Here is a 15,219-nt window from a genome sequence, read left to right as displayed (position 1 = left end):
CTAGAAGGTATAGGTGAGCGAAAGCACCGGGCGGTTGGCCGCCACGGTCGCGTTATTCGACCATAGCCGCAAGTTGTCGGTGCCGGTGCTGCTGATGACCATTGTCACCGTTGTTCCCGCGAGGGCCGCGACCTCGACCGCGCTCAGCGTGACCGTGTAGAACGCGTTCACTCCGGTCGCTCCGGTCAGAGTCCCCAGGTTCGGGCCGGTACCGACCGGTCGGGTGTTCCAGGTGACCGTCGCCTCGGTCCACGGCCCTGTCACGACGGAGACGTCATGAGCATCGCCCGAGCCGGCAGTCGGATCGGTCGAGGTGCGCACCTGAAGGGTCGCACCCGTGAGGGAGGATCCCGCCGGTGCGACCGGCACGGCGAACTTGACGTAGGAGGCGATCGACGCTCCGGAGACCGGACCCCGAGAGGACAACTGCTGGTCAGCTCCGAAGTTCGTCGTCGGCAGCACCTGGTAGACCATCGAATCTTCCGACGCGTTGACCGTGAGAACCGTGGGCGGCGTCACGACCGGCGCGACCGTCACCGAGCCGGCGGCGGATGCAGCACTCGCATTCGCCGCTGCGTCGAGCGCGACCACCTTGTAGTAGTAGGTTCCCGCCGCCACCGAACTCTGCGAGATCGACGTCGTGGTCGCGTCGGCCACCTTCGAGGAGGCGTCGGCCGTGAAGTCGGCAGAAGCACCGCGGTACACCGTGTAGCCGGTGACGCCGACGTTATCGGTCGACGCCGTCCAGGTGACTGCCACCGAACCGGCGGAGGGCGACGTCGCCGTCACTCCCGTCGGAACGCTCGGCGCCACGGTGTCTGGGGCCGGCGGGGGAACCGTTCCCGGCGTGTAGGTCAGCGTCAGGAGCGGACGATACGCAGCGATCGTCGAGTCATTCGACCACAGCCGCACATTGTCGCTTCCGACGCTCGTCTCCGAGAAGGCGGCCGTGGTTCCCACCAGTCCAGCCAACTGGGTGGCATCGAGCGTCACCGTGTAGTTGGTGTTGGTCGCGCTCGCCCCGGTCAGGACACCGAGCTGTGCTCCAGCACCGGTGGGCCGGGTGTTCCACGTCACCGTCGCGGCACTCCAGGCGCCGGTGACGATCGAGAACGCGTGCGGGTCGGCCGACGCAGCGGTTGCATCGGTGGAGGTACGCACCCGAAGCGTCGCCCCGGTGAGGGTGGTGTCGGCCGGGGCCGCCGGGATGGCGAACTTCAGGTACGAGGAGATCGGCGAGTTGGTGCCGGTTCCCCGCGAGGACAGCTGGTTGTCCGTTCCGTAGTTGTTCGTCGGTGCGGCTCCATAGGTAGCCGCGTCCTCTGTCGGATTGACTGTCAGGACCGTCGGCTGGGCGGGAGGCGTGACCACGGTGACCGATGTCGATCCTGAGGCCGCGCTCGCGTTCGACGCGGCATCGAGGGCGATCACGCGGTAGTAGTACGTGCCAACCGCAAGACCGGAGTCGGTGTACGACGGAGTGCTCGTGCCACCGATCCGAGTGGATGCATCAGCGGTGAAGTCGGCCGTTGCTCCGCGGTAGACCGAGTATCCGGTCACAGCGACGTCATCGGACGAAGCCGTCCACGAGAGGGTCGCGGTGGAACCTGCTACCGACGCGGTCAGTCCGGACGGGACGCTCGGTGCCGTCGTGTCAGGGATCGACACGGATGCCGCGGATGAGGCCGCGCTCACGTTGCCTGCCGCGTCGCTTGCAGTCACCCGGTAGTAGAAGGTTCCTGCCCCGGAAACGGTATCCGCATATGACGTGCCAGAAACATCCGCGATCTTACTTGAAGCGTCGACGGTGAAACTGCTCGTCATACCGCGATAGACCGAGTAGCCCGCGACGCCGACGTTATCGGTCGATGCCGTCCAACCGACTGCCACCGAGGTTCCCGTGGCCGTGGCCGAGACTCCGGTCGGAGCGGTCGGAGCGATCGAGTCCGACACTGCGGCGCTCGCGACGTCTGACGGCGTGCTCGCGTTCGATGCGGCATCGAGGGCGATGACGCGGTAATACCAGGTGCCGGGGTCGAGATTGGAATCGATATACGAGGTGGTCGCGACGTTGGCGAGCTTGTTCGCGGCACTTGCCGTGAAATCAGCCGTCGTGCCGCGGTGGACCGAGTATCCCGTCACACCGACGTTGTCGCTCGATGCGGTCCAGCTGAGCGCCACCGACCCGCCGGTGACTGTCGTCGCCAGACCAGTCGGAGTGGTCGGCGGCGTCGAGTCCGCGATCGTAACCGCGGGGGATGCATCGGACACGGTGCTCAGGTTGCCAGCGGCATCCGTCGCGATGACCTTGTAATAGTAGGTGCCGACCGCGAGCGATGAATCCGAGTAGCTCGTCGTCGTGGTGTCGGCGATCTTGCTCGAGGCATCGGCGGTGAAACCCGCCGTCGTACCGCGGTACAGCGAGTAACCGGTGACCGCGACGTTATCCGTGGCTGCTGTCCAGGTGACGGATGCCGACGAACCGGCTGCCGTTCCTGTGACCCCGGTCACCGTGGTCGGCGCCTGGGTGTCTGGAGCCTGGTTGGTTCCGAGCTGGTAGTGGCTCAGAACATCGGAGGCCGTGAGCTGGATCGGGTAGACCGCGACCTCGTCGAGGCGTCCGTTGAAGAAGTAGCTCGACGGCTGGTCGGGCCATCCGTTGAGGTTGCCTCCGCCGACCCTCCAGTAGCCATCGAACGACTGGCTGGCGGTGATGCTGTCAGAGCCCACCAGGGCGCCATCGACATAGAGCTTCAGTCCGTCTGGTCCGAGCGTTCCCACGACATGGTGCCAGTGATTGTCGTTGAAGCTCGCGGATGTCTCTGCGTACCTCACCCCGCCGACGTAGACGCCGTAGATAAGGCGGCCGTCGTTCGTCATGTAGATCTGCTTGTCGTAGTTATTACCCGTTCCGGTGGCGGTGTCCTCGAAGCCGAGAATCTTGCCCCCGGAGGTCGTACCGGTGTTGAACCACGCCTCTTCACTGACCTGGGCGGATGCACCGGCAGCCACCTTGGTAGAGATGAGTCCGTTCTGGCTGCCATCCACCCCGACTGCCGTGCCGGACTGGATTCCGGCCGCCTGCGAGAGGGTTACGCCGGAGCCGTAGGTTCCGTCGGACTGAGCGGAGAATGAGGAGTCCTTCGCCGTGGAGCCGGACGTCTCGTCGAGTCGCCAGTACAGGTCGGGGCTCTGCGAGAACACCTTGGCGCCGTAAGCGTCGGCAGGAGCAACCGGTACCGTGACGCTGCCGCCGGCCAACTGGTAGTGGTTTGCCACCTGCTGTGCGGAAAGCACGGAGGGGTACACGGCGGTGTCGTCGATCGTGCCTGCGAAGTAGTTGCTCGAGGGCTTGTTCGGCCATCCGTTCATGTTGTCACCGCCCACGTGCCAGTTTCCGGCGTATGACTGGTTGGCGGAGACCGAGTTCTGGCCGACCTTGATTCCGTCCACGAACAGCTTCATGCCCCCTGATCCCTGCGTCGCCACGATGTGGTGCCAGGTTCCGTCGTTGTACGCGTTCGCCGAACGAATGGCGGACACTCCCCCGCTGTAGATGCCGAAGGTGAGACGGCCGGAGTCGTCCATGTAAACCTGGCGGTCGTAGCTACCGCTCAGGCTCGCGATGCCGCTGTTGGTCTTCGGTACGCCGCTGCCGTAGCCGATGATCTTTCCACCGCTCGTCGTCGTGGTCTTGACCCAGGTCTCGATGCTGTACGTCGTCGGCCCCTGCTTCTGCTGGTCGCTGTAGACGTAACCGTCAGTTCCGTTGAACTGCGCTGCGGTGTCAGAGTCCCCGGCGATGGCGCCGGGAGCATTGAGCGTGACTCCGTTCTGGTACAGCCCGTTGAGGCCGGCCGTCTTGGCGACATCGGGAGCAGCAACGCCGGACTTGTCTTGCACCCACGGAGTGCTGGTCTCGTCGAATCGCCAGTAGAGGTTTGCGCCGTCAGCGATGACGGTCGATGGGTAGTTCGCCGCCTTGGTCACTGGCCGGGCTCCTACCGAGCCGGAGAGGGGACTCGTGTTGATCCCGTCCGTTGCCGATACGCGATACGTGTAGAGAGTCCCCGGCGTCACGTTGGTGTCGACGAAGGTCACCTGCGGCCGGCTCCACCAGTAGGAACTCGCCGTTCCGCTCCAGACCGGAGTCGCTCCACCGTTTCGATAGACGTTGTAGGTGAGAATCCCGTCATCCGGATCGACGACGGTACGGAAACGCACCTGCACCGAGTTTGAGGTCAGCGCCTCGGCTGCGATAACCGGGGTCGGAGGAACACGGAGGTCATCGGGCCCGAAGCGCGTGAGGGCCTGCTGCGTGTGGCCATTCACCTGGGTGAACTCTCCGCCGTACCAGAGGTACTTCTTGCCGGTGGTGGCGCCGGTTGCGACCGTCAGTGCGCGCGGGCCGATACCTTCGCCGATTCCGTCATTTGCGGTCGGGAACCACTGCAGGATGCTTGCATCGGTCGTCGTCTGTGCCATGAAGAAGTTGCGCTTGCCGTCGCCGAACGCGTTGTTGCTCGAGCAGTCGTGGGCGTGGCTGGCGGAGTAGAGGGTGCCCTGATAGACCGCGAGTGCCTGGGTCGCTCCAAGGCACGTGTCGCGCCAGCGCTGGTCGAGCGTGTCCCAGCTGAGCGCGGTGCGGCCGTCGAAGACACCTCCACCGGTTCCCTCGTTGCCAACGTAGAAGCTATTGCTCGCGGCGTCGGTGATGATCACCTTCACAACGGTGTTCTGTTGCACACTGGGAGCCGCGCCGGTGCCGCTCTGGGAGTAGGTCATTGCCGAGGAGTTGAAACGATCGACCGGGTAACTCCGCACTGTCGCCCCGACGGTCGAGTCGACGACGGCGATCGCGTGGGAGTCGTTCCCGTTCACGTTGTAAAAGTCACCGCCGACGGCGACCTTCGTGCCGTCGGGCGACACGGCTACCGCACGCGCGATGCCGTCGGCATCCGGCGCCCACGGCAACAGCGCGCCGGTCGTCGAATCGACCGCCGCGAGACGATCGCGAACCTGGCTCGCGACGGTGGTGAATTGGCCGGCGAGGAATACGGTGGAGTCGGTCACAGCCAAGCCCAAGACGGGGCCGCCGATTGCGGGGGTACGGAGGGCCTTAATCGTGCAGGCCACCGGGTCAAGGGCGGCGAGGCGCGCGACAGCGACACCGTTGATCGAGGTGAACGTTCCGCCGACATAGACCGTTTTGCCGTCGGGGGACGCGACGATGGCACGCACCGATGGCGTGCCGCCCGCGAAAGCGACGGTGTACTGGCAGGAGTCGGGAGCTCCGGTCTCGGCGTTGAAGACCGCCAGGGCGTTGCGTGCCTGGGTAGTTCCGCTTCCGCCGGATGGCGGCGAAATCTGGGAGAACGTTCCGCCAGCGAGAACCTTCCCGCTGACCGTTCCCGTGGCATAGACGACGCCATTGGTCTGCCAGGTCGACAGGTCATCGGCGCTGAATGCGACGCCTGGCGTTAGAGCGGATGCGGGCACAGCGGAAAAGCTCGAAAGAACTAATACGCCGACGACCGCAATGGTCGACAAAGTGAAGGCAGGCTTGCGCATGTCTATTTATCCCTCGGGTAAGCAGCGAGGCCACGGGTATGGTTTGTCGCTGCGGGTAAACAGGTGAATAGCGTAGCTAGCACACGGACCTGATCACTTCTGGGTGGGAAGCGTAAATGTCCTGGGTCTAGCTCCGCATACTGTAGCTCGAAGAGGGGGCGTGCCACAAACCCCCCGAAGGGGTGGCATTGCCGCCTCTTTCCCGACGGGGCTATCTGGGGATCGCGGCGGGGTCGATTAGGGTCGAGCCAGGAATAAGAGCCATCCCGCCGATGTCACGGTCCCCTACTCGAAAACGAGATACCCAGCTATGACTACCCGATCATTCCGCCAAGCGCTCAGCGATCTGACGTCCGCTCAGAAGTCAAAACGCGGAGTCTCGCTCTACAGCCGATTTGTGAATCGGCCGATCGGTCGGATCCTCGCCGCCCTCTGTTACAGACTCAATATGTCCCCGAATCAGGTCACAGCGGCTTCAGCGGTGATTACCGCTCTTGGCATCGTTGTGTTGCTCGCTGGGCCGCCGCATCCAGTTCGGGCGATGGCGGTCGCGCTCCTGCTCGCGCTGGGCTTCGCTCTCGATTCGGCGGACGGGCAGGTCGCCCGCCTCACGGGTCGAGGTTCCGCCGCGGGTGAGTGGCTAGACCATGTGGTGGATGCCGCCAAAATCGTCTCGATACACGCAGCGATCCTCGTCGTGGCGTTCCGATACTTCCCGGTGGGTGGCGCGTGGCTACTGGTGCCGCTCGGTTTCCAGGTCGTTTCCATCGTGACGTTCTTCGGAGGGGAGCTCGAGCGGCACCTGCGCCCCACATCGGGGGCTCCCCGCACGCAACGCGAGCCATCGATGCTTCGAGCCGTGGCCCTTCTGCCTGCCGATTACGGCATCCTCGCGATGAGCTTCGTGCTGCTCGGATGGCCGTGGCTGTTCTCCATCGTGTACGGCCTGCTTTTCATCGCCAACCTGGTGATAATGACGCTGCTGCTGTCGAAGTGGTTCCGGGCGCTCTCCGCACCCGAGATCGCCTAGAGCGCATCCTCGATGGTCGTCCCCGTTGTGGGGATGAATACCCTGCTGGTTCCGGTGGTCGCGCGACTGAACCACTTTCCCTCCACCGGACCACGGAAACGGGCCGGCACGCCGGCATAGAGCCCGGGTTCGCCAACCGACTTCGATCGTGCGAATACCGAGCCAGCCGCGAGAACGGAGCGATCCGGGAGTGAAGCGCCGCCGAGGATGAGGCAACGTGCTCCCACAAAACTCCGGTCGCCGATGACGACCGGGTGCGCCACCTGCACGTCCTCGCGCACGTCGATGCTGTGCGTCAGGATCTTCGTCTCGTGCCCGGCGATCGTGGAGAAGGAACCGAGAGTGATCGATCCGGAGCAATCGAGCTGGTGCCGACTGGTGATGAACGCATTCGACTTCACCACGAGCGAGGCCCCATCCGGGTAGAGCCGCTTGTACACCGGATGGGAGGAGATCACGTTGAGGCGACCCACCGATGACCTTTCGCCGATCGAAACGAGTCGGAGATCCTTGATCACATTCCATCTGCCGATACGGCTGCCGGGACCCATCGTGATGCGCGTCACCTTCAGCACGAAGTTCGACCGGGCGATGGCGGACGGATGCACGGAATGGCCGAGCCGTCGAAGCAGCCGATTCTTGGTCTGACTCGCCGGCAGAATCCAGGCGAACGCGACGACGAGTGTCCTCAAGCGGTTCATGCGATGTCCAATCCGAGTTCGGGGTCGACGACGGTGTCCACTGTGGGGTGGTCCGGATCTGCAGGCGCGATTCCGATTGCGGTCAGAGCCGAACGCATGCCGACGAGTTCGAGAATGAGACGAAGAACGAGCCCCGCGAGGATGCCGACGAGAGCTCCGAAGGCGCCAAGCGTGAGCGTGCCGACGGCCACCAGAGGCAGACCGACGAGCAATCCGATCGCGGTCGACTTCGCGACGACGTCGAGCCGCTCGAGGGCGGAGAGAGCGGCCTTGCTCACCACAGACTCGAACAGGCTCACCGCCGTGATGGTGGCCATCAGCGTCAGTATCGCGAATGTCGGCCGGATGAGCCCGCCACCGAGCCACTGGATCAGTTCCGGGGCGACGGCGAGCATCAGGGCGCCGAGGACGATCGCGAGTACCGCCGTCGCCAGCGTGCCCTGTCGCACCCGCAGGTGGAGTGCTGAGGCACCCCGGGCACGGGGAATCCATCCCTGCAGCACGGTGACGAAGGGTCCGAGAGCGACGATCACCTGGCGCTGCACCTTCTCGACGACCGCATACACCGGTTGGGCACCCGGCGCCAGGATGGTCACAATCACGATCGGGGTCGATGCGTACAGAGAGGAGAGAATGGAAGAAGTGATGCCCTGGCGCTGGTCGAGGAGAACCCGCCGCACCGGCCTTCTGGCAATGGACCGAAGCACCCGCAATCGCCATGGTCGAAGAATCACCAGGCTGCACAGTGTGAACGCGGCGACCATGCCGAGCAGCTGCCAGAGCACTCCGATCAGCGCGGATGACCCGGCGTACATGAGCAGGATGCCGACGACGGTACCGCCGACTCGCGGCACGGTCTCGAAGAGCAGCATTCGCCACGGCTGGCCGCGCCCGACAAAAAACCAGCCGGCGGTGAGCCCGATGCTCGCCATCGAAATCGCACCGACACCGGCGAAGAGGGCGAAATCGCGGCCCACGATCCAGGCGATGAGGAAGGCGACGCCGGAAACCGGAATACTCAACAGGATCTTGGCGACGGCCGACTCTGCATACTCCCTCATGCGTCCGAGAGCATCCGCTCGTGCGATCGCGACAGGGCCGGAAAGCCCCCAACCGTACGCGATGATCACTGCGGCGACACCGCCGATCGACTGGCCCACAGCGATCGCACCCCAGGCATGCGGACCGCTCGACGCGACCATGGCGGGGATCGCGACCAGCGAGGAGATCGCGAGCAACACCATCGATGATCCGTAGCCGGCGATCGTGAACAGACCCTTTCGGGCGCGCCCGAATCGTGGAACGCGTCGGTCATCGGGTTCTGCCGTCGTCATGCCTTTTCATCACCCCTTTGGATGGTTCAGTCGAATGTCGGGATCATCGAAGACCGGAGGATAGATCCCCAAGCTATCAGCACTCTTCCCGGCGCGGGCCGGGAGCGGATGCGCAGGGTCCGCTTCACCCCAGCAACCCAATTCGGCAACCCCCGGTTTGCGGGATAGGAATGACTCGCCGCTCGCCGCTATTGTGTTGGTGAGTAGACGCACGATGGATTAACCTGAACCCGTTCCGTTTTCTCCTTCCGAAAGCAGGCGCATCGCAATGTCTGGACCGCAACTGAGGCTGACGCCGACCGTCGGGGCGACGCTGGTGTTCGGCGCCCTCGCCCTCCTCGCAATCGCAGCGATCGTGCTTGCGACTCTCGCCCTCGTCCCCAAGAGCCCGATTGCTGCTGCGGAACCGAGCTCGACAATCCGAGTCACCGAATTCACCGATGCCGTCTTCATCGGCGACTCCTACACGCAGGGGGTCGGCGCATCCAGTCCCGCTTCGCGATGGGTCACCCTCGTCGCGGTGAAGGAGGGCTGGGAGCCCGAGAACCTCGGTCGCAGCGGCACGGGTTACCTGTCATCGGGGGCACCATCCGATTGTGGAAAGATCAAGTGCCTCAACTACGTCGGCATGGTTCCGCTGGCAGTCGCCGACAAACCGAACTTCGTTTTCGTCTCAGGGGGCCAAAGCGATTTCGAGGCATTTCTCAAAGATCCCGCATCGGTGATCACGGCGATCGACGCGACATACAACTCTTTGCGTGTCGGCCTTCCTGACACTCCCATCTATGCCATCGGTCCTTCAACGACGGGAACGGTGAATAAGAAGATCCTGGAATTCGACGCCGCCGTGCGCGCCGCCGCCGCGCGGGTGGGCGCGACCTATGTGAGCTTGCTCGAACCGAACGTCGTCAAGCCGACGTTCATCTCCCCCGATCGGGCACACGTGAACGACGCCGGTCATGCAGCAATCGCCGCTCGAATCGAAGAATCGATAAAGAAGTAGCCGAGAGCTACTGGGAAGCGACCAGCCAGAATGCCGAACGAAGAAGGGACGACGGACGCGCCAGGTCCGGTCCGCCACAATCTGCGCGGATTCACCGGCGCGGGTTACGACAAAGGGCGCAGTTCCGCTTGGCAGGCAGCATGGATGCTCGTCTCCGGCCTCATCGTCACCCGGTGGTGGTGCCCCGCGCCGCTTCGAAATCGCATCCTCAGGGCATTCGGCGCGACCATCGGCGACGGAGTGCTCATCCGCCACCGCGTACGCATCCACTGGCCGTGGAAACTCACCGTCGGTGACGGCTCCTGGATCGGCGAGGATACGTGGATACTCAATCTCGAGCCTGTGACCGTCGGCTCCGACGTCTGCATCTCACAGGGTGTGTTGCTCTGCACCGGCAGCCACCTTCGACGCTCCCCCACGTTCGAGTTCGACAACGCTCCGATCGTGATCGAGAACGGCGCCTGGGTCGCCGCCCGAGCGACAATTCTTCGTGGATGCACGATCGGAGCCGACAGCGTCGTCGGCGCGACCGCACTCGTCGTGAGCGACATTGCTCCTGGGGCCATCGTCCTGGCACCGGCGTCGAACACAAGGACACAGCGGCAATCGCAACGACCGACCGGATGAGGATATTTTCGATCGTCACGCTCGTCAGTCCCGACGGCGAATACGGCGGCCCGGTGCGGGTGGCGCTCAATCAAGCGCGAGCCCTGCGGGAAGCGGGCCACGATGCACGGGTGGTGGGAGGCGCACGAGGTTTCGGTGACACGCTCCCCACGGAGATCGATGGCGTTCCGGTTCACCTGTTTGCCGCGCGCACGATCATTCCCGGCATCGGATTCGCGGGTCTCGCCGCGCCAGGTCTTCAGCGCTGGCTTCGTCGTCAGGGCGGTTCGGCGGACATCCTGCACATCCACGCTGCGCGCGACTTCGTCACGCTTCCCGCCGCCGACTGGGCGCGACGGCATCGCGTTCCCTACGTGCTGCAGACTCACGGGATGATCGATATTTCGGGGAATCCCCTGGCCCGGCCGCTCGACGCCGCGCTCACCCGGCGCATCCTCACCCACGCGAAAGCAGTCTTTTACCTCACCGACCGCGAGCGGGACGACCTCATCCGAGTCGCCGAGCACGACCTTCCGCTCGTCGAACTGGGCAATGGTGTTCCATCCAGCGAACTCGACACGGCCGAGCGGGGCGCGGGCGTCGAGGTTCTCTACCTTGCGCGGCTGGCTCCCAGAAAACGACCCCTCGCTTTCGTCCAGGCTGCAGCGAGACTGGCCGCGACCCATCCGACTGTCGAGTTCTCGCTTGTCGGGCCAGACGAGGGTGAGGGCCCCGCCGTCTCAGAAGCGATCGTCACAGCGGGCTCTGACGCGATCAACTGGGAAGGGCCGCGCTCTCCGGAGGAGACAATCGGTCGAATGTCCCTGGCATCCATCTACGTCCTGCCGAGCGTCGACGAGCCATACCCGATGTCCGTGCTCGAGGCGATGTCGGTCGGCCTGCCGGTGATCGTCACCGAGAGCTGCGGGCTCGCCCCGGCTATCCGCGAGATCGGATGCGGCATCGTCGTCAACGATACGGTCGAGGATTTGACCGGCGCGATCGAGACCCTTCTCGACGACCCCGCACTGGCCAGGACACTCGGCGAGGCGGGTCGCGTCGCTAGTCGCGAACGCTTTGGGATGGCTGCGGTAGCGGATCGTCTCGAAGCCGCCTACCAGGCATAACCGGGGCGCGGACGGGGGAACTTCGCTGCGGCTTCCGCACGATGAGAAGGCACGCGAGCGCGACCGCCACCGCACCCGTGGCCTGCAACAGCGATCCCCTCAGCAAGATGGTCATGTAGACGGGGAATATGGCTCCGACGATGGCCCAGTAACCCGCTCCGCCGAAGGCCGGGAGCAACCTCATGTCCATCAGGCGAAGGAGATAACCCGTGAGCAGGAAGCCTATGATCAACAGCGGAATGCCGCCGTTGACGAGAAATTCCGCCCACAGCGGCGCTGAGAGGTTCGTGAAGGAATAGCCGCGATAGTTGGCGAGCAGAATGCTGGTGTCAAGCGGTTTGTCTGGCCAGACGGCCCGGGGTACCCAGAAGAACAGGCTGCCGAGGGCCTGTTGCCCCACGTGAACGAGACCATCGAGCACGAAGGAATACGCATTGGCAATCTGCCAGAAGGCGTCGTAGTCAGGATTGCTCTTGTACTCTCCGAAGAATCCGGCTCTGACGAGGTTGACTGTTGGCGAGCGGAACGCGTCCGCGAGCGGGAAGACGAAGATCAGACCGGCGATCGCAGCCACGAGGGTGACACGAACCCTGCGCGCCGTGAGCATGGCACCGGCATAGATGGCGAGGGCAAAAAGCACGGTTCCCAGGCTGTATCGGGCGCTGCTGATCGGGTTGATGATCGTGAGCAGCACCAGCACGGCAGCGAGGATCACGACGAGATACCACCCGGAGAGCCCGCGTCGCACGCCCTTGCGTACCTGGGTTATCGCCCCGATCCCCACCAGCAGGGGATAAATGGCAAGGGAGTACATGACCGAACGGATGGCGGGGTCCGGCCAGGCGGCAGACCGGGCGGCGAACGCCTGGTCTCGACTTGCGAAGAGGGAGCCGATGCCAGTCTTCGAGATGAAGTAGGCGCTGAACGCTATGCCGAAGCCGATGAGCAGAAATGAGCGCACTCGAGAGACTTTGGTCAACTGCCTGTCTCGCGCGCGACGAATGGCTGTCGCCTCAGCCGCACCGCCGTGCGCTCGACCCAGGCTCGCCCGTTCCCGAAGGTGACGAACCAGGCGCCCAATCTCATAGCACGCGATCCCGGTGACCACGAGAATCGCCGTCGGCACATCGAAACCGGAGTCGATGCCCTTCGTCGTCGTCGAAATGAGATCGCTGCGAATCTGCACGGTGGGCGCTAGCCCCATGAAGACGTAACAGAACATCAGAAAGAAGAAGTCGAACAACATCGGACGGCCGGCCGCGATGATCGCCGACATTCGCAGGCCGGTCCATACCGCGATCGCGAGAGTAATGATCCAGGCTGCACTTCGACCGACATTCTCGACCTGGGCGAGCAGCAGCAAGGGAACAAAAGCCGACAGCGCGAAAGCCGAAACCGCGAACCACAGGTATCGGAGACCTCCGGCGGCCGTCGCTGCCGGGGCACGCGTGGGGACCCGAATCGTCACCGTGTCTCCGCCTCCATTAAAGCGATCATGCGCCCATCCTCGCATAACAGGCAAACCCCCCTTAGATGAGTGAGTCCTAATGGTCGTAGGCGATGAGGGATCGTTTGTTGGGTTGGCCGGTGAGCCAGTTGTGCCAGATTCCGGCGGCGAGGGCGAGTAGGCGTCCGGCGACGCGGGAGTAGACGCCGGGGATGGTGCGGCCGCCGTGTTCTTCGAGGGTGAGTTGGCCTTTCATCGTGTCGAAGACGGACTCGACCCATTGGCGGATTCCGCCGAGTTTCCCGAACCGTGGTTTCTCGTCTTTTCGGTCGGGTCGGATCAGTTCCGCTTCGAGTTCTCCGGTGATGAAGTTCTCGAAGTCTTTCCCAGCGAAGCCTTTGTCGCCGATGATGATCTGGCCGGGGCGGATGAGATGGCGGTCGTGGCGGAGCATCGTTTCGGCGGCTTCCCGTTCGCCGATTTTCGGGTTCGCTAGTCCCCAGACGACGGGCATTCCGTCGGGTGTGCAGATCAGGTAGAGGCGAAATCCCCAGAAGTAGCGGGAGTGTGAGGCGCAGTATCCATAGCCCGCATGTCCGGCGAGGTCGGAGCGTTTCACGGTCTCGCGGGACTTCCCGCACGGCACGGGGGTGGAGTCGATCAGCCTCGTGATCTCGCCCCAGGAGGGTGTGTCGCGGGCCAATTCGGTGATCACGGCTGACAGCAGTCCGGTGGCTTGTCGGACGCGTTTGCTCCACCCGGATTGCTGCGGCAAATGCGGGAACATGCCAAGCAGATGCGTGTGGGCATAGCGGATCCACTTCCGCTCCGAAGCGATGCCGAGCAGATGCTGGGCGACGATCAGACAGAGCAGCTCAACGTCGTTGAGAACGGGCTTGCGGCCAGGATGATGATCACGCGAAAAGCCGAGCGCGGGCAGGATCCGGTCGTCGAGATGGACGTAAAGTGTGGTCAGGAGGGGGCAAAGTCATATGGTCAGAGCAACGCTTCATTGAAGGAGCGTTTTATGGTCAAGATGTTTCCCGAGGGTAGCCGGTCGAGTTTTCTTGATCTGGTCTGTTCAGGGTTGAGTCTCCAGGCTGCTGCTGGCGCGGTCGGCGCGTCGGGGATGACCGGGACGAACTGGTGGCGTCAGTCTGGAGGCATGGATTTTAGAGCTCCGAGATCGGGTGGCGGCCTGGCCGATCCCTTCGTTGATGGTGGTCAGGACGGTGATCGGGCGTTGACTCTGGACGAGCGAGGCATGATCCAGTTCGGCCTTCGGACTGGGCATAGTTTCGGTCAGATGGCGAAGGAAATCGGCCGGAACAAGACGGTGATTTGGCGTGAGGTGAAACGGAATACCTCGGCGGACGGCGTGTATTACGCCTCTGTTGCTCATACCCGGGCGCACCAGAACCGGCGCCGGCCGAAGGGCTTCAAACTCGGAGCAAACGACGCCCTGTGCTACTTGATCGGGGTTTGGATGGACGACGGGTGGAGCCCGAAACTGATCTCGAAGATGTTGGCTTATTACTTCGCCGATGATCAGACTATGCAGGTGAGCCACGAGACGATCTATCACGCGCTATACGTCCAGACCCGCGGAAACCTGCGGGCGAACCTGAACCAGAACCTGTCTTTGAAACGGAAGCAACGCGTGAATCCGGCCACGCGGCGGGCCTCGTCGAGTCCATACAAAGAAGCGTTCACGATCAGTGACCGGCCTGCCGAAGTCGAGGACCGCGCAGTCCCCGGTCACTGGGAAGGGGACCTGATCATCGGCACGGATGGGTACTCCGCGATCGGAACACTGGTCGAACGAACGACTCGCTACACGATCTTGTTGCACTTGCCTGACGGGCACTCAGCCGACGAGGTCGCGACCGCGATGATCCGGGAGATGAAGCTACTACCCAGCCACCTGCTGCAGACAGTGACCTGGGATCGGGGCACTGAGCTGGCCGAGTATCGGCGCATCCAGACAGCGTTGGACCTGTCATTATATTTCTGTAATCCCCACTCGCCGTGGCAGCGCGGAACGAACGAGAACACGAACCGGCTCCTCAGATTCTGGTTCGAGAAGGGCTCAGATCTCTCCGGTCACACCGCCCAAGACCTCCGCAGGGTCGCGTCGATCCTGAACAACAGGCCTCGCCCTACCCTCGGCCTCGAGACCCCCAAACACCACCTCACCCAGTTGCTCACCGCAGCATAACCACCCGCGTTGCCCCCACCACTTGACAATGCCGGGTGTTGAGGTCGGTTTTCACACACAGGGTTTAACACCCTCCGCCAACGATTAACAGCCTCCACGCGGCCAAGCCCCGATTAGGACTCACTCATTTAGTGGGAGACGCGGCGACCCTCGATGTCGTTGATATCATCGAAGCGATGCGC

Annotated in this window: 10 protein-coding genes; 5 read left to right on the top strand and 5 right to left on the bottom strand. The window is 63.6% G+C overall.

The window, feature by feature from the left end:
- Positions 1-5,499, bottom strand: coding sequence for a LamG-like jellyroll fold domain-containing protein (locus VIM54_RS04935; protein WP_331899657.1), 5,499 nt, complete (start codon positions 5,497-5,499; stop codon positions 1-3).
- Between the two features lie 382 nt (positions 5,500-5,881).
- Between VIM54_RS04935 and VIM54_RS04930 the strand changes: the two genes are divergently transcribed.
- Complete coding sequence (locus VIM54_RS04930; protein ID WP_331899656.1) at positions 5,882-6,601, top strand: CDP-alcohol phosphatidyltransferase family protein; 720 nt, start codon at positions 5,882-5,884, stop codon at positions 6,599-6,601.
- Here the strand turns inward: VIM54_RS04930 and VIM54_RS04925 are convergent.
- Both VIM54_RS04925 and VIM54_RS04920 read right to left on the bottom strand, forming a co-directional pair.
- The gene (locus tag VIM54_RS04925) at positions 6,598-7,293 is read right to left on the bottom strand and encodes an acyltransferase (RefSeq protein WP_331899655.1); all 696 of its coding nucleotides are present in this window, start codon (positions 7,291-7,293) and stop codon (positions 6,598-6,600) included. The two genes, VIM54_RS04930 and VIM54_RS04925, sit on opposite strands and share 4 nt — an antisense overlap.
- Before the next feature lie 5 nt (positions 7,294-7,298).
- A complete protein-coding gene (locus tag VIM54_RS04920; RefSeq protein ID WP_331899654.1) occupies positions 7,299-8,636 on the bottom strand; it encodes a hypothetical protein in 1,338 nt (445 codons plus the stop codon).
- 268 nt (positions 8,637-8,904) lie between these two features.
- Here VIM54_RS04920 and VIM54_RS04915 point away from each other — a divergent pair, with 268 nt between their 5' ends.
- The 3 genes from VIM54_RS04915 to VIM54_RS04905 all read left to right on the top strand — a co-directional run bounded on the left by VIM54_RS04915 (position 8,905) and on the right by VIM54_RS04905 (position 11,372).
- Positions 8,905-9,639 carry an SGNH/GDSL hydrolase family protein gene (locus tag VIM54_RS04915; RefSeq protein WP_331899653.1) on the top strand — a complete coding sequence of 245 codons (735 nt, stop codon included), beginning with the start codon at positions 8,905-8,907 and terminating at the stop codon, positions 9,637-9,639.
- Positions 9,640-9,783: 144 nt separating this feature from the next.
- Entirely contained in the window at positions 9,784-10,266 is a 483-nt protein-coding gene (locus tag VIM54_RS04910; RefSeq protein ID WP_331899652.1) for a putative colanic acid biosynthesis acetyltransferase, read from the top strand.
- Entirely contained in the window at positions 10,263-11,372 is a 1,110-nt protein-coding gene (locus tag VIM54_RS04905; protein WP_331899651.1) for a glycosyltransferase, read from the top strand. The genes VIM54_RS04910 and VIM54_RS04905 overlap by 4 nt, the downstream gene beginning before the upstream one ends.
- Here the strand turns inward: VIM54_RS04905 and VIM54_RS04900 are convergent.
- On the bottom strand, positions 11,308-12,840 hold the full coding sequence (locus VIM54_RS04900; protein ID WP_331899650.1) for a hypothetical protein: 1,533 nt from the start codon (positions 12,838-12,840) through the stop codon (positions 11,308-11,310). The two genes, VIM54_RS04905 and VIM54_RS04900, sit on opposite strands and share 65 nt — an antisense overlap.
- A gap of 76 nt (positions 12,841-12,916) precedes the next feature.
- Positions 12,917-13,795, bottom strand: coding sequence for an IS982 family transposase (locus VIM54_RS04895; protein WP_331899720.1), 879 nt, complete (start codon positions 13,793-13,795; stop codon positions 12,917-12,919).
- 51 nt (positions 13,796-13,846) lie between these two features.
- Between VIM54_RS04895 and VIM54_RS04890 the strand changes: the two genes are divergently transcribed.
- Complete coding sequence (locus VIM54_RS04890) at positions 13,847-15,037, top strand: IS30 family transposase (protein WP_414673171.1); 1,191 nt, start codon at positions 13,847-13,849, stop codon at positions 15,035-15,037.
- The last annotated feature ends 182 nt before the right edge of the window (positions 15,038-15,219 follow it).

It is taken from the genome of Lacisediminihabitans sp., from assembly GCF_036569425.1.
In the GTDB taxonomy this organism is placed as follows: Bacteria; Actinomycetota; Actinomycetes; order Actinomycetales; family Microbacteriaceae; genus Lacisediminihabitans.
Note: the sequence above shows the minus strand (reverse complement) of the source record. Positions and strands in the feature narration are given on the sequence as shown.

Bases quoted from the DNA above. Each gene is read 5' to 3' on its own strand.
- VIM54_RS04930 (WP_331899656.1), top strand. From the start codon at position 5,882: ATGACTACCCGATCATTCCGCCAAGCGCTCAGCGATCTGACGTCCGCT.
- VIM54_RS04920 (WP_331899654.1), bottom strand. From the start codon at position 8,636: ATGACGACGGCAGAACCCGATGACCGACGCGTTCCACGATTCGGGCGC.
- VIM54_RS04915 (WP_331899653.1), top strand. From the start codon at position 8,905: ATGTCTGGACCGCAACTGAGGCTGACGCCGACCGTCGGGGCGACGCTG.
- VIM54_RS04910 (WP_331899652.1), top strand. From the start codon at position 9,784: ATGCTCGTCTCCGGCCTCATCGTCACCCGGTGGTGGTGCCCCGCGCCG.
- VIM54_RS04905 (WP_331899651.1), top strand. From the start codon at position 10,263: ATGAGGATATTTTCGATCGTCACGCTCGTCAGTCCCGACGGCGAATAC.
- VIM54_RS04890 (WP_414673171.1), top strand. From the start codon at position 13,847: ATGGTCAAGATGTTTCCCGAGGGTAGCCGGTCGAGTTTTCTTGATCTG.